The sequence below is a fragment of the Pelomonas sp. BJYL3 genome, assembly GCF_027257975.1.
Lineage (GTDB): Bacteria > Pseudomonadota > Gammaproteobacteria > Burkholderiales > Burkholderiaceae_C > Roseateles_B > Roseateles_B flavus.
In genome coordinates this window covers 214,755-238,808 of sequence record NZ_JANZKX010000001.1, presented here as the reverse complement: position 1 = coordinate 238,808, position 24,054 = coordinate 214,755, and the positions used below count along the sequence as shown (strand labels likewise).

Here is a 24,054-nt window from a genome sequence, read left to right as displayed (position 1 = left end):
CTCGGTCGCCCCTTTTCACGATGTCACGAGGAACAGCCTGAGGCCCCATGAGCAGCGTCACCGAGCTCTACCACCAGACCCTGGCAGAACGCGGCTTCACGGCCGATCCCGCGCAGTTGCGCGCCATCGCGGCCCTGCAGCGCTGCCAGGATGAATGGGCGGACTACAAGGCCCGCCGCAGCAATGCCGTCACCAAGCTGCTGGTGCGCCCGCCCATTCCGCGTGGCGTCTACATGTACGGCGGCGTGGGGCGTGGCAAGAGCTTCCTCATGGACTGCTTCTTCCAGGCCGTGCCGCTCACGCGCAAGACCCGCCTGCACTTCCATGAATTCATGCGCGAGGTGCACCGCGAGCTGCAGGACCTCAAGGGCATCGCCGATCCCCTGGACGAGCTGGGCAAGCGCATCGCCAAACGCTTCCGGCTGATCTGCTTCGACGAATTCCACGTGGCCGACGTGACGGACGCGATGATCCTGCACCGGCTGCTGGACGCGCTGTTCAAGTACCGCGTGTCCATCGTCACGACCTCCAATTTCCATCCGGACGGCCTCTATCCCAATGGCCTGCACCGCGACCGCATCCTGCCGGCCATCGAGCTGCTGAAGGAGAAGATGGAGGTCATCAACGTCGACCATGGCACCGACTACCGCCAGCGCTCGCTGGAGCATGTGGAGCTTTACCACTGCCCGCTGGACGACAAGGCCGATGCCGCGCTGACGCATGCCTTCGAGAGCCTTGCCGAGGCCAAGGACGAAGACCCGCTGCTGCACATCGAGCACCGCGAGCTGCGTTCACGGCGCCGTGCGGGCGGCGTGGTGTGGTTTGACTTCCAGACCCTCTGCGGCGGCCCGCGCTCGCAGAACGACTACCTCGAGCTGGCCTCGCGTTTCCACACCCTGATCCTGTCCGGCGTGCCCGAAATGCCGGTGCGCCTGGCCAGCGAGGCGCGGCGCTTCACCTGGCTGGTGGACGTGCTCTATGACCGCCGCTGCAAGCTGGTCATCTCGGCCGCGGTGCCGCCCGAGCAGCTCTACACCGAAGGCCCGCTGGCGCATGAGTTCCCGCGCACGGTGTCCCGCTTGCAGGAAATGCAATCGCGCGAGTACCTGGAGCTGGAGCGCCGGGAAGTGGATACTTCGCTGACATGAGCCCCGCCGCCCGACAACGCCGCTTCACCCGCCTGGCCCTGGCCCTCTGGCTGGCCTGCTGCGGCGTGGCCGCCAGTGCCGGTGAGCGTGGCGAGGATGAGCGCCGTGCAGCCCGCAGTGCGATCGAGCAGCGCTACCAGCAGGCCGTCCAGGACTGCCTGGCCCGCTTCGCCGTCAACGCCTGCCAGCAGGAGGCCAGGCTCGCGCGCCAGCAGGCCCTGCAGCCCTTGCTGGACGAGGAACTGGCAGAGTCCCTGGCCCAGCGCGAGCAGCGGGCCTCGGAGAGCCGCCAGCGCCTGCGCGAGAAGGCGCAGGAGCAGGCGCAGCTGGAGGCCAGGCGCCGCAGCGAAGCCCTGATGGCGGCGCCTCCGCTGCCTCGCGCCGAGGCGGCGCAGCCGGCCTCCGCGGCCTCGCGCCCGGCACGCCCGGTGCCCGATGTGGAGAAGCTGCGGCGCCAGGATGAAGCCGCCGCAGCGCAGCGGGCGCGTGACCAGCAGAGCCGCATCCGCAAGGCCGAGGCGCATCGCCGCGAGGCCCTGGAGCGCCTGCAGGACCGTGCCCTGCACAAGCCGCTGGCGCCGCCCTTGCCGCCCCCGAGCGCGGCGTCCGCGCCTCGCTGAACGGCCTCAGCCCAGGGGTTCGATCCGGACCACGGCCAGGGAGAGGTTGTCCCCGCTGCCATGGGCCCGCTGCCGGGCCTTGTTGAGCAGCAGCTCGGCGGCCTCGCGCGGAGGCAGGCTGTGCAGCACGGTGCCCAGTTCGCGCGGATTGAAGTAGTGCCACAGGCCGTCGCTGCAGGCCATCAGGCAGTCGCCGGGCTCCAGCGGGCCGATGACGTCGCCCGTGGGCGTGGGGTCCTGCACGGTGCCCAGGCAGCCGGTCAACAGATTGGACTGCGGATGGGTCGAGGCCTCGCTCTCGCTGATCTTGCCTTCGTCGACCAGGCGCTGGACATAGGAGTGGTCCAGCGTGCGCTTGAGCATGTTGGGGCCACGGAAAAAGTAGATGCGCGAATCGCCGGTATGCAGCCAGTGGCAGCGGCGGTCCGGCGTGATCAGGTAGGCGGCGATGGTGCTGTGCGGCTCCTCCTCGGCGGAGATGGCCGTCAGCTTGATCATCAGGTGGGCCTCGTCGGCGATCTGGCGCAGCAGGTCGGCCGGGTTCTCGTCTTCCGGGGAGAAGCGCTCGAAGAGCTGCTGGGCCGTCAGCACGACCTGGTCGGCGGCCTTGCGCCCGCCGCTCTTGCCGCCCATGCCGTCCGCCAGCACGGCCAGCACGCAGCCCGCAATGCGCGGGTGGCTGATGACCTGGACCTGGTCCTGCTGGTACGTGCGGTCACCCCGGTGGATGCCGGTGGCGGCGTTCAGTCGAAATCCAGGGTTGCGGCTCATGCGGTCTCAGGCGAGTTTGCCCAAAACTATAATCGGGAATGAAGGCCGGACCGGCGCCTCGGAAGCGATTCGCGGGCCCATCCCCCCGGGTTCCCCACAAATGGACGCAGATCTTCACTCCCTGTCACGCCAATTGATCGAGTTGCGGATGGAGCATGCGGATCTTGACGGTCTCATCGATCGCGCCTCGGGCATGCTGCCGCTGGATGAACTGCAGCTGCAGCGCCTGAAGAAGCGCCGCCTGGCCCTGAAGGATCGGATTGCCCGCCTGGAACAGGCCAGCGAGCCCGACGAGCCGGCATGAGCGACACGCGGGCCTGCTGTCATGCCAGGCGGACCTGAAGTTGCCGTCTCGTTAGCATCGCTCCTCACCACTTCCCCATGCCCCGGGCCCCGCGCCTGACCCAGACGACGCCACGCTCTTGAGCTCCCCGGACCCGGACACCCCCGCCACCGACACCACCCCGCCCAGCGAGCTGGAGCAATGGGTGCAGGCCGCCTTCGACCAGGGCGGTCCGCTGTCGCGCGCCGACGCCGGCTACAGCCCCCGCGAGCCCCAGCTGGCCATGACGCAGGCCGTGGCCCGTGCCATCGCGCGGCGGGAGAGCCTGGTGGTCGAGGCGGGCACGGGCGTGGGCAAGACCTTCGCTTACCTCGTGCCCGCCTTGCTCAGCGGCGGGCGGGCCCTGATCAGCACCGCGACCAAGAGCCTGCAGGACCAGCTCTTTCTGCGCGACCTGCCGCGGCTGTGCGCGGCGCTGTCCGTGCCGGCCCGCATCGCCCTGCTGAAGGGGCGCGGCAGCTATCTGTGCCTGCATCGCCTCGAGTACGCGCGGCATGGCGCCGAGCTGCCCGACCGCCGCTCCGTGCTGGCCCTGGCACGCGTGGAGCGCTGGGCGCAGCAGACGCGCACCGGTGACTTCGCCGAGCTGGACGGTCTGGACGAGCGCTCGCCCGTCATCCCCATCGTCAGTTCGACGCGGGAGAACTGCCTGGGCAGCGAATGCCCGCAGTGGAGCTCGTGCTTCGTCGTCAAGGCAAGGCGTGAGGCCATGGAGGCCGACATCGCCGTCGTCAACCACCACCTCTTCTTCGCCGACATGGCCTTGCGCGACAGCGGCGTGGCCGAGCTGCTGCCCAGCGTCGACGTCGCCGTGTTCGACGAAGCCCATCAGCTGACCGAGGCCGGCGTGCAGTTCCTCGGCCAGAACCTGGGCACCTCGCAGCTGATCGACTTTGCGCGTGACATGCTGGCCCTGGGGCTCACCGAAGCGCGCGGCACGATGGACTGGCAGTCCCTGCATGGCCAACTGGAGAAGGCGGCACGCGAGTTGCGCCTGGTCTGCGCCGGGCCGCTCAAGGACCTGCGCGGCCTGATCAAGCTGCGCTGGAACGAACGGGCGGGGCAGGGGGGCTTCGCCGCCGCGCTGGCCGAGGTTGCCTGCGCGGCCGACGAGGCCGCCGAGGCGCTGGCCGCCGTGGAGAACGGCTCGCCGGACTTCCTGCGTCTGATCGAGCGCGCCCGGCAGCTTTCTGAGCGCGCCCATGCCTTCTCGCTGGAGCCGGCGCCGGGGGCGGTGCGCTGGATCGACATCAGCCCGCACCAGGCAAGGCTGGTGGAGTCGCCCCTGGACATCCGCGAGGCCATGCAGGAGCAGCTGAAGGACTCGCCCAAGGCCTGGATCTTCACCTCCGCCACCCTGGGGGACGACGAGCGCCTGAGCTGGTTCACCGAGTCCTCGGGGCTGACGGACGCGCGGGTGCTGCGCGTGGGCAGCCCCTTCGACTACCCCAATCACGCGCGGCTCTATGTGCCGCGCGGTTTCCCCAAGCCGTCCGAGCCGCATCACTCGGCCAGCGTGGCCGTGCTGGCCGCGCGCTGCGCGCAGGCGCTGGGAGGCCGCTGCTTCGTGCTGACCACCACGCTGCGCGCCCTGCAGGTGATCGGCGATGCGCTGAAGACCGAGCTGGAGGCCCTGGGGGCGCCGCTGAAGGTGCTGGTGCAGGGCGCCATCCCGAAGCGCATGCTGCTGCAGCAGTTCATGGAAGACCCCCGCGCGGTGCTCGTGGGCTCGGCCAGCTTCTGGGAGGGCATCGACGTGCCGGGCGATGCGCTGCAGTGCGTGCTGATCGACAAACTGCCCTTCCCGCCGCCCAACGATCCGCTGGTGGAGGCACGGGTGCAGCGCCTGGAGCGCGAGGGCCGCAATGCCTTTGCCGACTACTTCATCGCCGAGGCCGCGATCGCGCTCAAGCAGGGCGGAGGACGGCTGATCCGCACGGAGACGGACAAGGGGCTGCTGGTCGTCTGCGACCCACGCATGGCCGGCATGAACTACGGCCGGCGGCTGCGCGCAGCCCTGCCGCCCATGACGCCGGTGGCCAACGAGGGCGAGGCGCTGAGCTGGCTGCGCGGCCTGGCCGCCGAGCGTGGACCTGCCGCGCTGGTCGCGGCCTGGACGGGGTCCTGAAGCCGCCGGCGTAGCGCCTCGCACCGCGCCCGCGTCAGCCCTGGCTCATGCGCTGAGCCAGCGTGCCTTCCGGCCATGAAAAAAGCGCATGCGGCTTTCGCTGCATGCGCCTTGCGGGCGGGCGTCCAGGGGGTTACCAGAGCTTCCACCAGGGCTTCTTGGCCGCGCGCTCGTTGCCGGCCAGGTACTGGCTCTGCGGGAAGCTCTTGCGCAGCACGCGCTCGGCGTCGTCACGCAGCTTGGGCAGGCCCAGCTGCTCGTAGCTGCGGACCATGATGGACAGCGCCTCCTCGGCGGCGGGGGCCGTCTCGAACTCCTTGACCGCGGATTGGGCGCGGTTGGCCGCGGCCACATAGGCGCCGCGGTTGAAGTAGTAGCGCGCAACGTGGACCTCGTAGGCTGCCAGGGTGTTGGTGATGAAGTCGACGCGGACGGCCGCGTCCTCGGCGTACTTCGAGTCCGGGAACTGCTCGACCAGCTGGCGGAAGGCCAGCAGCGCATCACGCGAGGCTTGCTGGTCACGCTCGGCCACGTCCTGGCTGGCCAGACGGCCGAAGAGGCCCATGTCCTCGTTGAAGTTGACGGTGCCCTTCATGTAGAGGGCGTAGTCCATGGCCGGGCTGGAGGGATTGAGCTTGATGAAGCGGTCCAGGGCACTGATGGCCTGGGCCCGCTCGCCGCTCTTGTAGTAGGCCCAGGCGATGTCCAGCTGCGCCTGCTGGGCGAGTACCGTACCGGCCGCACGGCCCTCGATCTTTTCCAGGCCCTTGATGGCCCGGTCGTAGCCGCCGTTGGCCAGGTCGTCCTTGGCCTCTGAGTACAATTTGTCCAGGCTGGCCTGTGAATTGGGATCCTCCTTGAAGGGGGACGAGCAGGCGGCCAGGGCCAGCACCAGGCTGCCCGCCAGCACTCGGGCGGGCACGGCGTTGAGCCGACGGGCGGGCCTGTCCGCGGACAGCACAGGCACGGAACCGCTCTGCGTCGGGTGACGCTTCCCCAGGAAATCCATCATGGTCCATTGGCCAGGCGCTCAGGCGCCAGCCCATCTGAAAAAGGAGCGCCGATTATATGGTTCAGGCTTTGGTGGACCTGAAAGCCACGCCCGGTATCGAACCCGGCATCGAACCCGGTATCGATGCCCTCGATCCTGAGGGCGATGCGCCGGAGGATGCGGGCGCCTCGGAGGTGGAGGTCCGTGAGTCGCGCGTGGAGCGCGAGGCTCAGGGGCAGCGGCTGGACAAATTCGTCGTCGGCATGGCGCCGGAGTTCTCGCGCAGCCATCTGCAGGGCCTGATCGAGCGCGGGCTGGTGAGTGTGCAGGGCCAGGTGCAGAACACGGCCTCGCGCAAGGTGCTGGCGGGCCAGCGGGTGCGTGTGGAGCTTCAGCCCACCGAGGAAAGCCAGGCCTTCCGCGCCGAGCCCATGGCGCTGGACATCCTGTACGAGGATGCGCACCTGATGGTCGTCAACAAGCCGGTGGGCCTGGTCGTGCACCCGGCGCCGGGCAACTGGTCCGGCACGCTGATGAACGGCCTGCTGGCACACCACGCCCAGGCGGCGCAGCTGCCGCGCGCGGGCATCGTCCACCGGCTCGACAAGGACACCTCGGGCCTGATGGTCGTGGGCAAGACGCTGGAGGCGACTGTCGCGCTGTCCCGCATGATCGCCGACCGCCAGGTGCATCGCGAGTACCTGGCCCTGTGCCACGGTCGCCTGACCGCGCCGCTGCACGTCGATGCGCCGATGCGGCGAGACCCGGCATCGCGCGTCAAGATGGCGGTGGTGCCCGGCGGCAAGCCGGCGCAGACCGATGTCTTCCCGCTGGCCCACACGCCAGACTCGCCCTGGATGAGCGCGGTGCACTGCGTGCTGCATACCGGCCGCACCCATCAGATCCGCGTCCACCTGTCCTGGAAGGGCTATGCCCTGGTGGCCGATGCCTTGTACGGCGGCGCGCCCGCCCTGGGCCTGGAGCGCCAGGCGCTGCACGCGGCCAAGCTGAGTTTCGAGCATCCCATGACGGGGGCGGCGATGGTCCTCCTGGCGCCGCTGCCTGCGGATCTTGCCCAGGCCTGGCAGCGTGCGGGATTCCCTGCGCCGGCTCTCTGAGGGGCAGGTGCGGCGGGCAGGGTACAATGTGCGCGCAGAGCTTGGGTGAACAGCCCTCGGTCCGGCGCCTTGCAGGGCAATGCGCGGGATCCGGTAGGGTCTGACCCATTTCGAGCAGGTGGCTGGTGATCGTCCGTGAGGGGCGATCGGCGCCTGAGGGCGAGAGAGAGTTTCGCCGTCCGAGTTGCTGGACTGACCATGTTCCTGAATGCGCCAGATGTGGAGGCGGCCTTCGCCGCCGCGCACCGCCTGCCGCACATCCGGGACCTGCTACAGCGGCATGAGCTGATGTTTGCCCCCGGGCCCCAGGCCCTCCGTTAGAACACTGTTGAACACCATGGCCGGCTCGATGAGCAGGTGCTGCCGACACACGCGATGAACACGCAGGAAGCCAAGCGAGTCCTGGAGACCGCGCTCATCTGTGCGCAGCAGCCCCTCACGATCAAGGATCTGCGCAGCCTCTTCGCCGACGAGATCGGCGCGGACAGCCTGCGCATGCTGCTGGACGAGCTGGCCCGCGATTGGGAGGGCCGCGGCGTCGAGCTGGTGGCCATTGCCAGCGGCTGGCGCTTCCAGAGCAGGCCCGAGATGCGCGAGTTCCTGGATCGCATGCATCCGGAGAAGCCGCAGCGTTATTCGCGGGCGGTGATGGAGACCCTGGCCATCATTGCCTATCGTCAACCGGTGACGCGCGGCGACATCGAGGACATCCGCGGCGTCGTGGTGTCCACGCAGATCGTCAAGCAGCTGGAAGACCGCAACTGGATCGAGGTGGTGGGCCACCGTGAGGCGCCGGGCCGACCAGCGCTGTATGCCACCACGCAGCAGTTCCTGGACGACCTGGGGCTGGAAAGCCTGTCCCAGCTGCCCGCCCTGGAGGCGGCCGGCGAGCCCGGCGCGGCCCTGGCGGAGGCGCTGGAAGGGCAGGGTTCGCTGCTGGAGTCGGAGCCGGCCCCGCAGGGGGCGGGGGCCGATCCGGAGGCTGGCCTGGCACCGATGCCGTCCGAGGCTGGAGCCTCGGATGCCCTGGAAGAGGCTCCGTCCGAGGCTGGGGCAGGCGTGCCGGCGGACGAGGCGCAGGCCGCGGCCGAACGGCCGCTGCCCGAGTCTGCCGACGGGCCCGAGGTCCTGGCCGAAGCGATTGAATCAGACGAACAAGCAGTGCAAGCAGAAGAAGGCGTCCCCGGTGACGCCGCCGAGGTGGTGACCGAAGTCGCCGCCTTCCCCGCTGAGCCCGAGGCCCTGGTGCCGCAGCAAGCTCAGCATCCCGATGTGAATGACAAGGTGCAAGCTGACGCATGAATGCCCATGACACCGATCCGGCCGCCGAAGGCGCGGGCGCGATGAATCCCGAAGCCGAGGCGCCCAAGCGCCGCCGAGCTCCCGCACGCAGCAAGGCCGCCGCCGAGGTGGCCGCGCCGGAAGTGGCCGAGCCCGCAGGCGAGGCTCCGGCGCCCAAGCCGCGAGCGCCGCGCAAGACGGCCGCCAAGAAGGCCGTGGTGGCTGACCAGGCCGCTGAGGTGATGGCCGCGCCGGAAGCCCCCGCTGCCGAGCCCGCAGCCGAAGAGGCCAAGCCGGTCAAGGCGCGCGCGCCCCGCAAGTCGACCAAGGCCGCCAAGGCCGACGCTGCAGAGGCGGTCGTGGATGCCGCTGACGCTGTGCCGGCCCAGGCTGCCGAGCCCGCCGCCCGCGAGCAGGCCGAGGCAGCGCCCGCGGCCCCCGCCGAGGGTGAATCCGCGGCACAGGCTTCGGCCGCCGACGAGGGTGATGCAGGCGATGCCGGCGAGGAAGGCCGTGGTCGTCGCAACCGCCGCCGGGGTCGCCGTGAGCGCGATGGTGAGCGTGGTGCCGAGCGTGGTGATCGCGGTGCCGAGCGCCCGGCGCGCCCTGTCGAAGCCGTGTTCACCCTGGGTGCCGAAGGTGAGGGCACCGACGCCGAAGCCGGCCGTGGCGAGCCCGTGGCCGAAGAGCTGATGGCCCAGGCTGGCGAGCGCTTTGCCGAGCTGCTGTCCGGCGCCTATGACGGCGAGGAAGTGGTGCCTGTCGAGGAAGTCGCCAGCCAGGAGACCAAGCGCGTGCTGGCTCCCGAGCTGGATGCGCCCAAGCTGCAGAAGGTGCTGGCCCAGGCCGGCATCGGCTCGCGCCGCGACATCGAGGACATGATCGCCGAGGGCAAGATCTCCGTGAACGGCGAGGTGGCCCACATCGGCCAGCGCATCTCCTTCGGGGACCGCGTGGCCGTCAACGGCAAGCCCATCAAGGTGCGCATCCAGCCGCCGGCGCCTCGCATCATTGCCTATCACAAGCCCGCGGGCGAGGTCGTCACCCACAACGACCCGGAAGGCCGCCCGACCGTCTTCCGCCGCCTGCCCAAGCTGCACCAGGGCAAGTGGCAGTCGGTCGGTCGCCTGGACCTCAACACCGAAGGCCTGCTGCTGTTCACCAACTCCGGTGAGCTGGCCAACCAGCTGATGCACCCGCGCTTCGGCGTGGAGCGCGAGTACGCCGTGCGCGTGCTGGGCACTCTCAACGAGGAACAGCGCGCCAAGCTGCTGTCCGGTGTCGACATCGAAGGCCAATCGGCCAGCTTCAAGAGCATCGAGGACGGCGGCGGCGAGGGCGTGAACCACTGGTACCGCGTCATCATCACCGAAGGCCGCAACCGCGAAGTGCGCAAGCTCTTCGATGCCGTGGGCCTGACCGTCAGCCGCCTGATCCGCATCCGCTACGGCACCGTGGTGCTGCCGCGCGGCCTCAAGCGCGGCGTGTGGGTCGAGCTGGAAGATGGCGACGTGCGGGTGATCCGCCGCCTGGCCGGCGGCCCGCGCGAGGAGCGCGCCGAGCGTGGCGGAGATCGCAATCAGCCGCCGCAGCAACGTGATCGCAAGAACGGCAAGCGCCGTGGCGATCGCGCCCAGGGCACGGGGCCGCGTCCCAGCCGCCCGCAGGAGGCGCAGCAGCCGCGTCCGGAGCGCAAGGAGCGCTTCGTCGAGCAGCCGCGTGCCCAGGAGCGTTCCCGCGACCGCGGCGATGACGAAGATGACGACTTCATCCCGCGCAACATCAACCCGCTGGAGCAGACCTTCGACCGTCGCTTTGCCAGCGGGAAGTCCCGCGGCATCCCGCAAGGCTTCGGCCGTGGCGGCAGCGCGCCCGATCCCGTGGATCACGGTCCGCGCGGAGGCAAGAAGGGTGGCGGCGGTCCCCGCGAGCCGGATCCCATGCAGACCTCGGTCGGCTACATCGGCGCCGATGCCTTCCATCGCCGCGGCGGCGGCGGCGGCGGCCGGGGTGGTCGCGGAGGTGGCGGTGGCGGCGGTGGCCGCGGTCGCCGCTGAGCTCCTCGCGAGACCGGTTGCCGGGCGCGCTTGACCCAGCGCAGGGGCGCCCAGGCAAACGGTCACAAGAGTCAATAGGGGCGGACACCGCCCCATCACGTTCACGCAGTACAATCATCGGCTTTGCCAAGCCTCAGATTCCAGGAGAAAAAAATGGCCATCGAACGCACCCTTTCCATCATCAAGCCCGATGCCGTGGCCAAGAACGTCATCGGCCAGATCTACTCGCGCTTTGAAGGCGCCGGCCTGAAGGTCATCGCCGCCAAGATGGTCCACCTGTCGCGCGGCGAAGCCGAAGCCTTCTACGCCGTGCACAAGGCCCGTCCCTTCTTCAACGACCTGGTGAACTTCATGATCTCCGGCCCGGTGATGATCCAGGCTCTGGAAGGCGAAGGCGCCATCCTGAAGAACCGCGACCTGATGGGCGCCACCGACCCGAAGAAGGCCGAGAAGGGCACCATCCGCGCCGACTTCGCCGACAGCATCGACGCCAACGCCGTGCACGGCTCTGACGCCCCCGAAACCGCCGCTGTGGAAATTGCCTTCTTCTTCCCCGGCATGAACGTCTACAGCCGCTAAATCGCGCCAAAGCCTCTTGCAGCGAGCCTCAAGGGGCGAGTCGCAACAAAGCCGCCTCAGGAGGCCGTCAACGCGGCCGTGCTGCCTTGTGCAGTGCCTGGGGCGGTCGGCATTTGAATGAAGAACGCCCACGGGCCTGCCGCCGGCGGTCCTGTCCCTCGGGGTCAGGTCATGCCGGGCGGCCCTGGCGACTCCTTGAGAGGCAAGACCATGAACGACGCGGTCAATCCACCCGGACTCACGAACCTGCTCGGGTTCGATCTCGAAGGCTTGGCCGCGTACTGCGAGCAGCTGGGGGAGAAGCGCTTTCGCGCGACCCAGCTCTTCCGCTGGATCCATCAAAAAGGGGCGTCTGACTTCGCGCAGATGTCCGACCTGGCCAAGTCCCTGCGGGACAAGCTGGCCACCCGCGCCCACATCCAGGCGCTGCCGGTAATTTCCGAGCAGGCCTCCGCCGATGGCACGATCAAGTGGCTGTTCGATGTGGGGCAGGGCAATGCCGTCGAGGCGGTGTTCATCCCCGAGGACGACCGCGGCACGCTGTGCGTGTCCAGCCAGGCCGGCTGCGCCGTGGGCTGCCGTTTCTGCTCCACGGGCCACCAGGGCTTCAGCCGCAATCTCGAGACCTGGGAGATCCTGGCCCAGCTGTGGTTTGCCGAGCATCACCTGCGCGTGCGCCTCAACACGCCGGACCGCGTCATCAGCAATGTGGTGATGATGGGCATGGGCGAGCCGCTGCAGAACTACGCTGCGCTGGTGCCGGCGCTCAAGGTCATGCTGGACGACCACGGCTACGGGCTTTCGCGCCGCCGGGTCACTGTCTCCACCTCCGGCGTCGTGCCCATGATGGACCGTCTGCGCGAGGACTGCCCCGTCGCCATGGCCGTGTCCCTGCACGCGCCCAGCGACCCGCTGCGCGACCAGCTGGTGCCGCTGAACAAGAAGTACCCCATCGCCGAGCTGCTGGCGGCCTGCAATCGCTACCTGGACGCCGCGCCGCGCGACTTCATCACCTTCGAGTACTGCATGCTCGACCACGTGAATGACACGCCCGAGCAGGCCGAGGAGCTGGTGCGCCTGCTCAAGGGCAAGGTGCCGTGCAAGCTCAACCTGATCCCCTTCAATCCCTTCCCGGCGTCCGGCCTCAAGCGCAGTCCCAAGGAGCGCGTGCAGGCCTTTGCCGAGGTGCTGATCCGGGCGGGCATCGTCACCACCGTGCGCAAGACCCGCGGCGATGACATCGACGCCGCCTGCGGCCAGCTGGCCGGAGAGGTGCAAGATCGCACCCGCGCGCATCTACGCATGGTGCGGCCAGTGGTTGTGGTGAAGAATGCGGCCGACCGTCCTGCCGATGGCGCGAGCTCCGCGCCGGGGCAGCCCACTTCCTGATCCCGAGCTACGCTCCCTCCATGATGACGCCAGCGATCGTGTTTCAGAAACCCCGCCCCCTTCTGCGCCCCCTGATGCTGCAAGGGCTCCTGGCGCTTTCGGCGGCGCTGCTGTTGCCTGGGTGCGCCAGCACGGGCTCGGGCAGCTCGGCCGAACCCAAGACGGAAAGCGACCGCACCGATCTGGACCGCCGGGCCGCGGTGCGCGTGGAGCTGGCGACGGGCTACTTCGCTCGCGGTCAGTACTCCACGGCCCTGGACGAGATCAAGCTGGCCCTGGCCCTGAAGCCGGAGCAGCGCGAGGCCATCAACCTGCGCAATCTGGTCTATGCCGCGATGGGCGAGACGTCCATGGCGGAGGAGGGCTTCAAGCGCGCCATCGCCACGGCCTCCGGCGACGGCGATGCCATGCACAACTACGCCTGGTTCCTCTGCCAGCAAGGCCGCTGGGTGGCCTCGCGCGCCCTCTTCGAGCAGGCCCTGGCCTTGCCCAACTACCGCGGCGCGAGCCGCTCCCTGCTGGCGCGTGGTGTCTGCGAGGCCCGCAACGGTGAGTGGCCGGCCGCCGAGCACAGCCTGTCCAAGGCCTTCGAGCTGGACCCGGCCAATCCCGCCGTGTCCCTGAACCTGGCCGAGGTGCTCTACCACCAGCAGCAGTACGAGCGCGCCCGCTTCTACGCACGTCGCATCAATGCGCAGGCCGAGCTGGTCAATGCGCAGAGCCTGTGGCTGGAGCTGCGCATCGAGCGCAAGCTCAACAACGGCGTGGCCGTGGAAGACCTCGGGCAGCAGCTGCGTCGCCGCTTCACCGATGCGGCGGAGACCCAGCGTCTGCGGGAAGGGCGCTTCGATGACTGACGGTCAGGTGTTCCCCGAGCAGGATGCCGCGGGCCTGGGCCTCAGGCGAGCCGAGCCGACGACGGCAGGCGCCCGACTCAAGGCCTTGCGCGAGGCCGCCGGCATGCACATCGGCTTTCTTGCCGCCACGCTCAAGGTGCCTCAGGCGCGCCTGGAGGCGCTGGAGGCCGATCGGCTCGACGAACTGCCCGATGCCACCTTCGCCCGCGCCCTGGCCAAGGCCGTCTGCCGCGTGCTGAAGGTCGATCCCGCCGAGGTCCTCAAGCTGCTGCCGGCAAGCACGGAGCCCGGCCTGGAACGGGTCAGCAAGGGCCTGAACCAGCCCTTCAGGCCCCAGGCCCTGGGCGGTGAAGGCGTGAGCCTGGCCGTGCTGCGCAAGCCGGTGGTGCTGGCCCCCCTGGGGCTGCTCGCGGCGGCGGCGGCGGTGTACCTGATGCCGGCCGACCTGGCCTCGCGCTGGCGCACGGCCGCGGCTCCGGCGGCGAGCGAGCCCGCCTTCGGGCCGCCGCCTTCGCAGGTTGCCGATGCCGCCTCGACGGTGATGCTGCCCACCCTGACGCCCGCGCCCCTGGCCTCAGCCCCGCTCGAAAGCGCCCCGGCCTCGGCAGCGTCCGTCCCGATGGCGCCTGCGGTGGCGGTAGCGCCTGCCCAGGTCGTTCCTGCTCCTGCTCCTGCATCCTCGCCCGCCGCTGCGCCCGTCGAGCAAGCCCGGCCGGCCGCCGCGTCCGCGGCCCCGACGCCCGCCGTGGCCACGGCCGGCCTTGCGCCGCTGGTGCTGCGTGCCAGCGCCGACAGCTGGGTCGAGGTGGTCGACGCCCGGGGCCAGGTCCAGTATTCCCGCCTGATGCGCGCCGGCGAGGTGGCCGATCTGCAGGTGCAGACGCCCGTCAAGCTGCGCGTGGGCAATGTGTCCGGCACCCACCTGAGCCTGCGTGGCGCGGCCGTGGACCTGCAGGCCCGCTCCCGTGACAACGTGGCACGCCTGGAGCTGCCCTGAGCGGGCGCGCCAGATGCCGGCCGAATAGAACCAGCTGAAAGAAGTGATGAGTGTGACCCCGACGACCCCGTCCGAAACGCCTGACAGCCTCGACGCCATCGCGGCCGCCAGGCCGGCTGCACGCCGCAGCCGCCAGGCCCGCGTGCGCTGGGGCGACCGCGTCGTGACCATCGGCGGCGATGCGCCGGTGCGTGTGCAGTCCATGACCAACACGGACACCGTGGACGTCATCGAAACCGCCATCCAGGTCAAGGAGCTGGCCGTGGCCGGCTCGGAGCTGGTGCGCATCACCGTCAACACGCCGGAAGCCGCCGAGGCCGTGCCGCACATCCGCGAGCAGCTGGACCGCATGGGCATCGACGTGCCGCTGGTCGGAGACTTCCACTACAACGGCCATCGCCTGCTGACCGAGCATCCGGCCATGGCCCAGGCCCTGTCCAAGTACCGCATCAACCCCGGCAACGTGGGCAAGGGCGACAAGAAGGACCGCCAGTTCGCCCAGATGATCGAGGCCGCGATGAAGTACGACAAGGTCGTGCGCATCGGCGTCAACTGGGGCAGCCTGGACCAGGAGCTGCTCGCCCAGATGATGGACGACAACGCCCGCCGCGCCGCCCCCTGGGACGGTCAGCAGGTGATGTACCAGGCGCTGATCCAGTCGGCCCTGAGCTCCGCCGGCTATGCCCGCGAGCTGGGCATGAACCCGGACAACATCATCATCAGCTGCAAGGTCAGCGGTGTGCAGGACCTCATCTCGGTCTACCGCGCACTCAGCCAGCGCTGCGACTACGCCCTGCACCTGGGCCTGACCGAGGCCGGCATGGGCACCAAGGGCACGGTGGCATCGGCCACGGCCCTGTCCATCCTGCTGCAGGAGGGCATCGGCGACACCATCCGTGTCTCGCTGACGCCCCAGCCCGGCGAGTCCCGCACCCAGGAGGTGGTGGTGGCGCTGGAGATCCTGCAGTCCCTGGGCCTGCGTGCCTTCAATCCCAGCGTCACGGCCTGCCCGGGCTGCGGCCGCACCACCAGCACGACCTTCCAGGAGCTGGCCAAGCAGATCGACGACTACCTGCGCGCCCAGATGCCCATCTGGCGCGCCAAGTACCCCGGCGTGGAGAACATGAAGGTGGCCGTGATGGGCTGCATCGTCAACGGCCCCGGCGAGAGCAAGCATGCCGACATCGGCATCAGCCTGCCCGGCACCGGCGAGGCACCTGCGGCGCCCGTGTTCATCGATGGCGAGAAGGCCCTGACCCTGCGCGGGGAGGGCATCGCCACCGAGTTCCAGACCCTGGTCGAGAACTACATCGAAAAACGTTTCGGCGCTCAGAACGCCTGAGCCTGCCGCGAGAGAGTCCATGAGTGATCAGAAGAAGCAGCCCCTCCAGGCCGTGAAGGGCATGAACGACATCCTGCCGCCGGAGTCGGCGCGCTGGGAGTGGCTGGAGGCCAAGATGCGCAGCGTGCTGCAGCGCTACGGCTACCAGAACGTGCGCACGCCCGTCGTGGAGCCCACGGCCCTGTTCGTGCGCGGCATCGGCGAGGTGACCGACATCGTCGAGAAGGAGATGTACGCCTTCGAGGACAAGATGAACGGCGACCAGCTCGCCCTGCGCCCCGAGGGCACGGCCGGCGTGGTGCGGGCCATGGTCGAGCACAGCTTCCTGCGCGAGGGTGGCAAGCGCCTCTACTACTTCGGCCAGATGTTCCGCCACGAGCGCCCGCAGAAGGGGCGCTACCGCCAGTTCCACCAGATGGGTGTCGAGGCCCTGGGCTTCGCCGGCCCCGATGTGGACGCCGAGGTCATCCTGCTGGCCCGCACCCTGTGGCGCGAGCTGGGGCTGGTCGAGGGCCGTGACGTGGTGCTGGAGATCAACTGCCTGGGCCAGTCCGAGGAGCGCAAGGCCCACCGCGAGGCCCTGATCGCCTACCTGGAACAGCACCAGGACGTGCTGGACGAGGAAGCGAAGCGCCGCATGTACAGCAACCCGCTGCGTGTGCTGGACACCAAGAACCCCGCCATGCAGGCCATGGCCGAGGCCGCGCCCAAGCTGCTGGATTTCCTGGGTGAAGCTTCGCTGGCCCACTTCAACGGCGTGAAGGCGCTGCTGGATGCCGTGGGCCTGCAGTACCGCATCAACCCGCGCCTGGTGCGCGGCCTGGACTACTACAACCTCACCGTCTTCGAGTGGGTCACCGACAAGCTGGGCGCCCAGGGCACCATCTGTGCGGGCGGCCGCTACGACGGCCTGATCGAGCAGCTCGGCGGCAAGGCCACGCCGGCCGTGGGCTTCGGCCTGGGCCTGGAGCGCCTGCTGCTGCTGCTGGAAACCCTGGGCACCGAGATGGACCTGCCCACGCCCGATGCCTATGCCATCGTCCCCTCCGCCCAGGGGCTGGGCCAGGTCATGCAGGCGCTCGAGGCGCTGCGCGCGGCCGGAGTCTCGGTGGTGCTGCACCCGGGGCAGGGCAGCATGAAGTCCCAGTTCAAGAAGGCCGATGCCAGCGGCGCCCGCCTGGCGCTGATCTTCGGCGAGGACGAACTGGCTCGCGGCGAAGTGGGCCTCAAGCCCCTGCGCGAGGAAGGCCAGGCCCAGTCCAGCCGCAAGCTGGCCGAGGTGGCTTCCTGGGCCCACGAACTCCGCAACGCATAATCGCGGCTCACTCACCCCATTCCCTACCGAACAAAAGCAATGGCGTCGCATCTCGATCTGGAAGAACAGGAACAACTGGAAGCGCTCAAGGCCTTCTGGAAGCAATGGGGCAACCTCATCAGCTGGGGCCTGACGGCCGTGCTGCTGGCCTATGCCTCCTGGGTGGGCTGGAACTGGTGGCAGCGGGATCAGGGCGCCAAGGCCTCGGCCCTGTACGAGCAGCTGTCCAACCAGGTGGAAGCCGGTGACGTGGACAAGGCCACGGCCGCCTTCGCCGTGCTGAAGGAGCGTTTCCCTTCGACCGTGGCTGCCGCGCAGGGCGCGCTGCTGCAGGCCCGCCTGCAGCACGACAAGCAGAACGACGACGGTGCCCGCGCCACCCTGGCCTGGGCGGCCCAGAATGCCGGAGACGCGCTCTATCAAGACCTGGCACGCCTGCGCCTGGCCGGACTGCAGATCGACGCCAAGCAGCTCGATGAAGCCGGCAAGACCCTGGACGCGGTGAAGACCCCCGACTTCTCCGCCCTGGTGGCCGACCGCCGCGGTGATATCGCCGTGCTGCAGTCCAAGCCCGAGGTGGCCAAGGCCGAATACCTGAAGGCCTATCAGGCCATGGACAAGACCCTGGACTACCGCCAGCTGGTCGAGGCCAAGCTCGCCAGCCTGGGCGCCGCCGTGCCGGAAGAAACGGCAGCGGAGGCCGGCAAGGAATCGGGCAAGGAGTCCGGCAAGTGAGCATGAAGTCCCTGCAAGTCCTCCGTCGCGGCCTGCTGCTGGCGACCCTGCCGGCCCTGCTGTCGGCCTGCTCGCTGTTCTCCAATTCCAAGGACGCCAAGCCGGCCCCGCTGGAAGCCGTGACGCCCAGCATCGCCGGCAAGGTGGTGTGGCAGCAGCGCATGGACAGCGTCCGCTTCGGGCTGAACGTCGTCGCGCTGTCTGACAGCTTTGTCATCGCCGACGGCAATGGCACCGTGCAGCGCCTCAAGGCGGCCGACGGCAGTGCGGTCTGGCGTGCCAATCTCAAGGAGAAGCTGGCCGCGGGCGTGGGCAGCGATGGCCGCTATGCCGCCGTCGTCACCCGCGACAACGAGCTGATCTCGCTGGACGAGGGCAAGACCCTGTGGCGCAAGCCCCTGTCCGTGCCCATCCTGACGGCACCTCTGGTGGCTGGCGAGCGCATCTTCGTGCTCACGGTCGACCGTGCCGTGCTGGCCTTCGACGCCCTTGACGGCCGCAAGCTCTTCGAGCTGCGTCGTCCTGGTGATCCCCTGACGCTGCTGCAGCCCGGTGCCATCGGCAGCTACAAGGACACCCTGGTGGTCGGGCAGGGCTCGCGCCTGGCCGGCGTCGACCCGCTGCGCGGCACCGTGCGATGGGAGGCCAGCGTGGCCAACCCGCGCGGCACCAACGAAGTCGAGCGCCTGGCGGATGTGGTCGGCCCCCTGGTGCGCACCGGCGAGCTGCTGTGCGCCCGCGGCTTCCAGTCGGCCGTCAGCTGCATCAACGCCGAGCGTGGTTCCACCACCTGGACCCGCAACGTCGGTGGCGTGATGGGCGTGGGCGGCGATGCCCAGGCCATCGTGGGCGCCGACGCCTCCGACCGCCTGACGGCCTGGCGCACCAGCAATGGCGACGTGCTCTGGAATGCCGAGCAGTTCCTGAACCGCAAGCTGTCCGCCCCCCTGGTCCTGGGCCAGAGCGTGGTGGTGGGCGACTTCGAAGGCCAGGTCCATTTCCTCAACCGCGACACCGGCAAGACCCAGTTGCGCCTGCCCACCGACGGCTCGGCCATCGTGGCCGCGCCGGTGGCGGCCGGCAATACCGTCCTGGTCGTGACCCGCAACGGAGGCCTCTTCGCGCTGCGGCCCCAATGAGGCCGCGCGCCTGTGGCGCCTCCCGTCTTTGAAAGAAGAACAAGAACATGATGAAACCCGTGATCGCCCTGGTGGGCCGCCCCAATGTGGGCAAGTCCACGCTGTTCAACCGGCTGACCAAGAGCCGTGACGCCATCGTGGCCGACTTCGCCGGCCTGACGCGCGACCGGCACTATGGCGATGGCCGTCTCGGTGACCGCGACTTCATCGTCATCGACACCGGCGGCTTCGAGCCCGACAGCTCCACCGGCATCGTCAAGGAAATGGCCAAGCAGACCCGCCAGGCCGTGGCCGAGGCGGATGCGGTCGTCTTCGTCGTCGACATCCGCCTGGGCCTGTCCGCCCAGGATCAGGACATCGCCCGCTACCTGCGCAGCTGCAACAAGCGCGTGTTCCTGGCCGTCAACAAGGCCGAGGGCATGAGCGAGTCGCCCCTGCTGGGCGAGTTCCACGAGCTGGGCATGGGGGAGCCCCATCCCATCTCCGCGGCTCACGGCCAGGGCATCCGCAGCATGCTGGAAGCCGTGCTCGAGGGCTTCGACTACGGCGACGAGGAAGAGCAGGGCGCCGAGGAAGAACAGGTCATTCGCCTGGCCGTCGCCGGGCGTCCCAATGTCGGCAAGAGCACGCTGATCAACACCTGGCTGGGCGAGGAGCGCCTCGTGGCCTTCGACATGCCGGGCACCACGCGCGATGCCATCTCGGTGGACTTCGAACGCCAAGGCCAGAAGTTCAAGCTGATCGACACCGCCGGGCTGCGCCGCAAGGGCAAGGTCTTCGAGGCCATCGAGAAGTTCTCGGTGGTCAAGACCCTGCAGGCCATCGCCGACGCCAACGTCGTGCTGCTGCTGATCGACGCCACGCAGGGCGTGACCGACCAGGACGCCCACATCGCGGGCTACATCCTGGACAGTGGACGCGCCGTGGTCGTCGCGATCAACAAGTGGGATGCCGTGGACAGCTACCAGCGCGAGATGCTGGAGCGCTCCATCGAGTCGCGCCTCTCCTTCCTCAAGTTCGCGCCCACGCTGAAGATCTCGGCGCTGAAGCGCCAGGGCCTGGGCCCGCTGTGGAACGCGCTGGCCGATGCCTACTCCTCGGCCTACAAGAAGATGACCACGCCGGTGCTCACCCGCCTGATCCAGGAGGCCGTGCAGCACCAGCAGCCGCAGCGCTCGGGTGTCTCGCGGCCCAAGCTGCGCTACGCGCACCAGGGCGGCATGAACCCGCCCATCGTGGTGATCCACGGCAATGCGCTGGACAGCGTCTCCGATGCCTACAAGCGCTATCTGGAAGGCCGCATCCGCGCCCATTACAAGCTCACGGGTACGCCCCTGCGCATCGAGATGCGCTCATCCAAGAATCCATTCCTGGACAAGGATGACTGAATGCCAGGCGCGGGGAAACCCGCGGCTGTGTTAAGGTGCAGTTCTCTCTTCCCCCCCTCTCACAACACGGAGCATATCGTGAGCAACAAAGGACAACTCCTGCAAGACCCCTTCCTGAACCTCCTGCGCAAGGAGCATGTGCCGGTGTCCATCTACCTGGTCAACGGCATCAAGCTGCAGGGCCATATCGAGTCCTTTGACCAGTACGTCGTGCTGCTGCGCAATACGGTCACTCAGATGGTCTACAAGCACGCCATTTCCACGGTGGTTCCCGGCCGCGCCGTGAACTTCCACGCCAACGACAGCGCTGACAACAACGCTGCCTGAGAGGACTCGCCGTCGCGGCTCCGCCCGTGACGGCCTCCACCAACCTTGAGTTCTTCAAGCCATTCCGCCGCGACGCCGCCCTCAGAGGCGGCGCGCGCCATTCTTGTGGGTGTCGATTTCGGACGCGGCGCCCCCTTCGATCCCTCCCTGGACGAGCTCGCGCTGCTGGCCGAGTCCGCCGGTGACACGCCCGTGGCCCGGGTGACCGCCAAGCGCCAGGCGCCAGACGCCGCGCTCTTCGTGGGCTCCGGCAAGGCCGACGAGATCAAGCTGCTGGTGCAGGCCCACGGCGCCCACACGGTGCTCTTCGACCAGGCCATTTCGCCGGCGCAGCAACGCAATCTCGAGCGGGTGCTCGGCGTGCCGGTCGCAGATCGCACAGCCCTGATCCTGGAGATCTTCGCGGCCCGGGCCAAGAGCCACGAGGGCAAGCTGCAGGTCGAGCTGGCCCGGCTGCAGTACCTGGCTTCACGCCTGGTGCGCCGCTGGAGCCACCTGGAGCGCCAGAGCGGCGGCATCGGCATGCGCGGCGGCCCTGGCGAGGCCCAGATCGAGCTGGATCGCCGCATGATCGATGACCGCATCAAGAGCATCAAGGAGCGGCTCAAGAAGGTGCAGCGCCAGCGCAGCACCCAGCGCCGCGCCCGTGCGCGCAACGGCGTGTTCCGCGTCTCCCTGGTCGGCTATACCAATGCCGGCAAGTCCACGCTCTTCAATGCGCTGGTGAAGGCCCGCACCTACGCGGCCGACCAGCTCTTTGCGACCCTGGACACCACCACGCGCTCGCTGTACCTGGAGGAAGCGGCGGCCAGCGTGTCGCTGTCCGACACCGTGGGCTTCATCCGCGACCTGCCGCACAAGCTGGTGGAGGCCTTCCAGGCCACGCTGCAGGAAGCGGCCGATGCGGACCTGCTGCTGCATGTGGTCGATGCCGCCTCGCCGGTGCTGGATGAGCAGATGGTGGAGGTCGAGCGCGTGCTCGAGGAAATCGACGCCGCCGGCATTCCGCAGCTGCTGGTCTACAACAAGCTGGACAAGCTCGAGGACACCCAGCGCCCGCGCCAGCCCGTGGACTGGATGGAGCGGCCCAATGGCCAGCGCGTGCCGCGCATCTTCGTCAGCGCCATCAGCGGCGAGGGCCTGGACCTGCTGCGGGCCCAGATCGTCACCGCCATGCGCGAGCAAGGCCTGACCCCGGAGCCCGCGCATGACCCGCGCTTGATTTCCCTGGCCAAGCCGCCACATGAAGACGAAGGGTCCTGGTCGGAGTCCGGTCCGGCTTCGAACAACGAGGGCAAAGCCGTGGACAATGGCCCGGCGCCCCATTCCAACGAACAGGCATGAGCATGAATCACGCTGAGCGCGCCCCTGGCGCCCCCACGCTGCGAGAGACCGCTGTTGCCGCAGCTGCCTTGCTGCGTGCCCTGATGCTGCCGCGCGCACGCCGCGACGCCGCGCTGCTCAACAACGGCCGCAATGACGGCCCGCCGGACCTCGACGAGCTCTGGCGCGACTTCAACCGCAAGCTCTCCGGCTTCTTCGGCGGCCGCGGCGGCCCCGAGCCGCAGGGCGGCGGTGGCGGCTCCGGCCCCGACATGCGCAGTGCCGGCGTAGGCATGGGCCTGATCGGCGGCGTGGTGGTCCTGGCCTGGCTGGGCAGCGGCTTCTTCACCGTGCAGGAAGGCGAGCAGGCGGTCATCACCACCTTCGGCAAATACAGCAAGACGGTCGACGCCGGCTTCCAGTGGCGCCTCCCGTATCCCTTCCAGGCGCATGAGACCGTGGCCGTGACGCAGCTGCGCTCGGTCGAGGTGGGCCGCCAGACCACCGTGACGGGCACGGGCCTGCGCGACTCCTCCATGCTGACGCAGGACGAGAACATCGTGGACATCCGCTTCACGGTGCAGTACCTGCTCAAGGACGCCCGCGACTACCTCTTCGAGAACCGCGAGCCCGACGACGCCGTGCGCCAGGCCGCCGAGTCCGCCGTGCGCGAGATCGTGGGCAAGTCCAATATGGACTCTGTGCTGTACGAGCAGCGCGACGCCATCGCTGCCGAACTGGGCAAGTCGGTGCAGGCCCAGCTGGACCGGCTCAAGGCCGGCATCGTGATCAAGAACGTCAACGTCGGCAGCGTGCAGGCGCCCGAGCAGGTGCAGGCGGCCTTTGACGACGCCTTCAAGGCCGGTCAGAACAAGGAACAGCTCAAGAACGAGGGCGAGGCCTACGCCAACAACGTAATCCCCGAAGCCCAGGGCAAGGCCGCGCGCCTGCGCCAGGAGGCCGAGGGCTACCGTTCCCGCGTGATTGCTCGTGCCGAGGGTGATGCGCAGCGCTTCAAGTCGGTGCTGGTCGAGTACCAGAAGGCGCCGGCCGTGACCCGCGACCGCATCTACATCGACACCATGCAGCAGATCTACGGCGACGTCACCAAGGTGATGGTGGACAGCCGCAGTGGCTCCAACCTGCTGTACCTGCCCCTGGACAAGCTGATCCAGCAGAACGGTTCCAACGTCACGAGCAGCTCGCCCGTGCCGGTGACCGTCGAGCCCGCGCCCGCGACCGTGGCGCCGGTGGACCGCAACCGCGATGCCCTGCGCAATCGCGAAGGCCGTTGAGGGAGCGCACAGATGAATCGAATCACTAGCATCGTGCTGGGCGCCCTGGTCGCCTTCATGGTCCTGAGCTCGACCATGTACGTCGTTGACCAGCGCCAGTTCGCCGTGGTCTACGCCCTGGGCGAGATCAAGGAAGTCGTCAACGAGCCCGGCCTGAAGTTCAAGCTGCCGCCGCCCTTCCAGAATGTGGTCTTCCTGGATCGCCGTGTGCAGACCCTGGACAACCCGGATCCGCGCCCCATCTTCACTGCAGAGAAGAAGAGCCTGGTCATCGACTGGCTGGTCAAATGGCGCGTGACCGACCCGCGCCAGTTCATCCGCAACAGCGGCAACAACATGCGCAGCGTGGATGCCCGCCTGAGCCCCATCGTGCAGGCGGCCCTGAACGAGGAGGTCACCAAGCGTGACGTCCGTGCCGTGCTGGCCACCGAGCGCGACAAGGTCATGCAGGACGTGCGCCGCCGCCTGGTCGAGGAGGCCAAGCAGTTCGGCATCGAGATCATGGACGTGCGCATCAAGCGTGTGGACTTCGCCGCCAACATCACGGACGCCGTCTACCGCCGCATGGAATCCGAGCGCAAGCGCGTGGCCAATGAATGGCGCGCCACCGGCAATGCCGAAGCCGAGAAGATCCGCGCCGACGCCGATCGCCAGCGCGAAGTCATCCTGGCGGAAGCCTACCGCGATGCCCAGCTGATCATGGGCGAGGGCGACGCCAAGGCCTCGGCCATCTATGCAGAGGCCTTCGGCCGCGATCCGCAATTTGCGCAGTTCTACCGCTCGCTGGAGGCCTATCGCGCGGTCTGGAAGAACAAGAACGGCGTGATGGTCCTGGACCCCAACACCGACTTCTTCAAGGCCATGCGCGGCGCCCCCACCGGCGCGCCCGCGGCGCCGGCACGCAAGTGATC

Annotated in this window: 22 protein-coding genes; 20 read left to right on the top strand and 2 right to left on the bottom strand. The window is 68.8% G+C overall.

Features of this window, described 5'->3' with window-relative positions:
• Positions 1-47: 47 nt before the first annotated feature.
• Positions 48-1,148, top strand: a complete 1,101-nt coding sequence (gene zapE / locus O9Y01_RS01050) for a cell division protein ZapE (RefSeq protein WP_269629636.1) — start codon at positions 48-50, stop codon at positions 1,146-1,148.
• Complete coding sequence (locus O9Y01_RS01045) at positions 1,145-1,768, top strand: hypothetical protein (protein ID WP_269629635.1); 624 nt, start codon at positions 1,145-1,147, stop codon at positions 1,766-1,768. Before zapE ends, O9Y01_RS01045 begins: the two co-directional genes overlap by 4 nt.
• 6 nt (positions 1,769-1,774) lie before the next feature.
• Here O9Y01_RS01045 and O9Y01_RS01040 read toward each other — a convergent pair whose 3' ends face one another.
• Positions 1,775-2,539 (bottom strand): PP2C family protein-serine/threonine phosphatase, encoded by a 765-nt coding sequence (locus O9Y01_RS01040; protein WP_269629634.1) that lies wholly within the window; start codon positions 2,537-2,539, stop codon positions 1,775-1,777.
• Positions 2,540-2,639: 100 nt separating this feature from the next.
• Between O9Y01_RS01040 and O9Y01_RS01035 the strand changes: the two genes are divergently transcribed.
• Complete coding sequence (locus O9Y01_RS01035; RefSeq protein ID WP_269629633.1) at positions 2,640-2,843, top strand: YdcH family protein; 204 nt, start codon at positions 2,640-2,642, stop codon at positions 2,841-2,843.
• Positions 2,844-3,027: 184 nt separating this feature from the next.
• Positions 3,028-5,010 carry an ATP-dependent DNA helicase gene (locus O9Y01_RS01030; protein ID WP_269630520.1) on the top strand — a complete coding sequence of 661 codons (1,983 nt, stop codon included), beginning with the start codon at positions 3,028-3,030 and terminating at the stop codon, positions 5,008-5,010.
• Positions 5,011-5,143: 133 nt separating this feature from the next.
• Here the strand turns inward: O9Y01_RS01030 and O9Y01_RS01025 are convergent, their stop codons facing one another.
• Complete coding sequence (locus O9Y01_RS01025; RefSeq protein ID WP_442952690.1) at positions 5,144-5,977, bottom strand: outer membrane protein assembly factor BamD; 834 nt, start codon at positions 5,975-5,977, stop codon at positions 5,144-5,146.
• Between the two features lie 101 nt (positions 5,978-6,078).
• Between O9Y01_RS01025 and O9Y01_RS01020 the strand changes: the two genes are divergently transcribed.
• From O9Y01_RS01020 to hflC, 16 genes are all read left to right on the top strand, one after another.
• Positions 6,079-7,119, top strand: coding sequence for an RluA family pseudouridine synthase (locus tag O9Y01_RS01020; RefSeq protein ID WP_269629632.1), 1,041 nt, complete (start codon positions 6,079-6,081; stop codon positions 7,117-7,119).
• Positions 7,120-7,494: 375 nt separating this feature from the next.
• On the top strand, positions 7,495-8,421 hold the full coding sequence (gene scpB, locus O9Y01_RS01015) for an SMC-Scp complex subunit ScpB (protein WP_269629631.1): 927 nt from the start codon (positions 7,495-7,497) through the stop codon (positions 8,419-8,421).
• Positions 8,418-10,457 carry a 23S rRNA pseudouridine(2605) synthase RluB gene (gene rluB, locus O9Y01_RS01010; RefSeq protein ID WP_269629630.1) on the top strand — a complete coding sequence of 680 codons (2,040 nt, stop codon included), beginning with the start codon at positions 8,418-8,420 and terminating at the stop codon, positions 10,455-10,457. Before scpB ends, rluB begins: the two co-directional genes overlap by 4 nt.
• Before the next feature lie 153 nt (positions 10,458-10,610).
• The gene (ndk, locus tag O9Y01_RS01005; protein WP_183104816.1) at positions 10,611-11,036 is read left to right on the top strand and encodes a nucleoside-diphosphate kinase; all 426 of its coding nucleotides are present in this window, start codon (positions 10,611-10,613) and stop codon (positions 11,034-11,036) included.
• 210 nt (positions 11,037-11,246) lie between these two features.
• Positions 11,247-12,425, top strand: a complete 1,179-nt coding sequence (rlmN, locus tag O9Y01_RS01000; protein ID WP_269629629.1) for a 23S rRNA (adenine(2503)-C(2))-methyltransferase RlmN — start codon at positions 11,247-11,249, stop codon at positions 12,423-12,425.
• A gap of 74 nt (positions 12,426-12,499) precedes the next feature.
• A complete protein-coding gene (pilW, locus tag O9Y01_RS00995; RefSeq protein ID WP_269629628.1) occupies positions 12,500-13,282 on the top strand; it encodes a type IV pilus biogenesis/stability protein PilW in 783 nt (260 codons plus the stop codon).
• Complete coding sequence (locus O9Y01_RS00990) at positions 13,275-14,279, top strand: helix-turn-helix domain-containing protein (protein WP_269629627.1); 1,005 nt, start codon at positions 13,275-13,277, stop codon at positions 14,277-14,279. The genes pilW and O9Y01_RS00990 overlap by 8 nt, the downstream gene beginning before the upstream one ends.
• A gap of 46 nt (positions 14,280-14,325) precedes the next feature.
• Entirely contained in the window at positions 14,326-15,621 is a 1,296-nt protein-coding gene (ispG, locus tag O9Y01_RS00985) for a flavodoxin-dependent (E)-4-hydroxy-3-methylbut-2-enyl-diphosphate synthase (RefSeq protein ID WP_269629626.1), read from the top strand.
• Positions 15,622-15,640: 19 nt separating this feature from the next.
• Complete coding sequence (hisS, locus tag O9Y01_RS00980; RefSeq protein ID WP_269629625.1) at positions 15,641-16,936, top strand: histidine--tRNA ligase; 1,296 nt, start codon at positions 15,641-15,643, stop codon at positions 16,934-16,936.
• 39 nt (positions 16,937-16,975) lie between these two features.
• On the top strand, positions 16,976-17,671 hold the full coding sequence (locus O9Y01_RS00975) for a YfgM family protein (protein ID WP_269629624.1): 696 nt from the start codon (positions 16,976-16,978) through the stop codon (positions 17,669-17,671).
• A 2-nt stretch (positions 17,672-17,673) separates the two neighbouring features.
• Positions 17,674-18,810, top strand: a complete 1,137-nt coding sequence (gene bamB, locus O9Y01_RS00970; RefSeq protein ID WP_269629623.1) for an outer membrane protein assembly factor BamB — start codon at positions 17,674-17,676, stop codon at positions 18,808-18,810.
• A 50-nt stretch (positions 18,811-18,860) separates the two neighbouring features.
• Positions 18,861-20,198: a ribosome biogenesis GTPase Der gene (gene der, locus O9Y01_RS00965; RefSeq protein ID WP_269630518.1), complete on the top strand. Its 1,338-nt coding sequence runs from the start codon at positions 18,861-18,863 to the stop codon at positions 20,196-20,198.
• A 78-nt stretch (positions 20,199-20,276) separates the two neighbouring features.
• Complete coding sequence (hfq, locus tag O9Y01_RS00960; protein ID WP_269629622.1) at positions 20,277-20,525, top strand: RNA chaperone Hfq; 249 nt, start codon at positions 20,277-20,279, stop codon at positions 20,523-20,525.
• A gap of 45 nt (positions 20,526-20,570) precedes the next feature.
• On the top strand, positions 20,571-21,869 hold the full coding sequence (gene hflX, locus O9Y01_RS00955; RefSeq protein WP_269629621.1) for a GTPase HflX: 1,299 nt from the start codon (positions 20,571-20,573) through the stop codon (positions 21,867-21,869).
• On the top strand, positions 21,866-23,143 hold the full coding sequence (hflK, locus tag O9Y01_RS00950; protein WP_442952689.1) for an FtsH protease activity modulator HflK: 1,278 nt from the start codon (positions 21,866-21,868) through the stop codon (positions 23,141-23,143). Before hflX ends, hflK begins: the two co-directional genes overlap by 4 nt.
• A gap of 12 nt (positions 23,144-23,155) precedes the next feature.
• Positions 23,156-24,052: a protease modulator HflC gene (hflC, locus tag O9Y01_RS00945; RefSeq protein WP_269629620.1), complete on the top strand. Its 897-nt coding sequence runs from the start codon at positions 23,156-23,158 to the stop codon at positions 24,050-24,052.
• The last annotated feature ends 2 nt before the right edge of the window (positions 24,053-24,054 follow it).

What these genes read in the sequence shown, in the direction of transcription:
- ispG (WP_269629626.1), top strand. Translation starts at nt 14,326, where the DNA reads ATGAGTGTGACCCCGACGACCCCGTCCGAAACGCCTGACAGCCTCGAC.
- O9Y01_RS01035 (WP_269629633.1), top strand. Translation starts at nt 2,640, where the DNA reads ATGGACGCAGATCTTCACTCCCTGTCACGCCAATTGATCGAGTTGCGG.
- rlmN (WP_269629629.1), top strand. Translation starts at nt 11,247, where the DNA reads ATGAACGACGCGGTCAATCCACCCGGACTCACGAACCTGCTCGGGTTC.
- der (WP_269630518.1), top strand. Translation starts at nt 18,861, where the DNA reads ATGAAACCCGTGATCGCCCTGGTGGGCCGCCCCAATGTGGGCAAGTCC.
- O9Y01_RS01045 (WP_269629635.1), top strand. Translation starts at nt 1,145, where the DNA reads ATGAGCCCCGCCGCCCGACAACGCCGCTTCACCCGCCTGGCCCTGGCC.
- O9Y01_RS00975 (WP_269629624.1), top strand. Translation starts at nt 16,976, where the DNA reads ATGGCGTCGCATCTCGATCTGGAAGAACAGGAACAACTGGAAGCGCTC.
- bamB (WP_269629623.1), top strand. Translation starts at nt 17,674, where the DNA reads ATGAAGTCCCTGCAAGTCCTCCGTCGCGGCCTGCTGCTGGCGACCCTG.
- rluB (WP_269629630.1), top strand. Translation starts at nt 8,418, where the DNA reads ATGAATGCCCATGACACCGATCCGGCCGCCGAAGGCGCGGGCGCGATG.
- hisS (WP_269629625.1), top strand. Translation starts at nt 15,641, where the DNA reads ATGAGTGATCAGAAGAAGCAGCCCCTCCAGGCCGTGAAGGGCATGAAC.
- ndk (WP_183104816.1), top strand. Translation starts at nt 10,611, where the DNA reads ATGGCCATCGAACGCACCCTTTCCATCATCAAGCCCGATGCCGTGGCC.
- pilW (WP_269629628.1), top strand. Translation starts at nt 12,500, where the DNA reads ATGCTGCAAGGGCTCCTGGCGCTTTCGGCGGCGCTGCTGTTGCCTGGG.
- O9Y01_RS01040 (WP_269629634.1), bottom strand. Translation starts at nt 2,539, where the DNA reads ATGAGCCGCAACCCTGGATTTCGACTGAACGCCGCCACCGGCATCCAC.
- scpB (WP_269629631.1), top strand. Translation starts at nt 7,495, where the DNA reads ATGAACACGCAGGAAGCCAAGCGAGTCCTGGAGACCGCGCTCATCTGT.
- hflK (WP_442952689.1), top strand. Translation starts at nt 21,866, where the DNA reads ATGAGCATGAATCACGCTGAGCGCGCCCCTGGCGCCCCCACGCTGCGA.
- O9Y01_RS01020 (WP_269629632.1), top strand. Translation starts at nt 6,079, where the DNA reads ATGGTTCAGGCTTTGGTGGACCTGAAAGCCACGCCCGGTATCGAACCC.
- zapE (WP_269629636.1), top strand. Translation starts at nt 48, where the DNA reads ATGAGCAGCGTCACCGAGCTCTACCACCAGACCCTGGCAGAACGCGGC.
- O9Y01_RS00990 (WP_269629627.1), top strand. Translation starts at nt 13,275, where the DNA reads ATGACTGACGGTCAGGTGTTCCCCGAGCAGGATGCCGCGGGCCTGGGC.
- hflC (WP_269629620.1), top strand. Translation starts at nt 23,156, where the DNA reads ATGAATCGAATCACTAGCATCGTGCTGGGCGCCCTGGTCGCCTTCATG.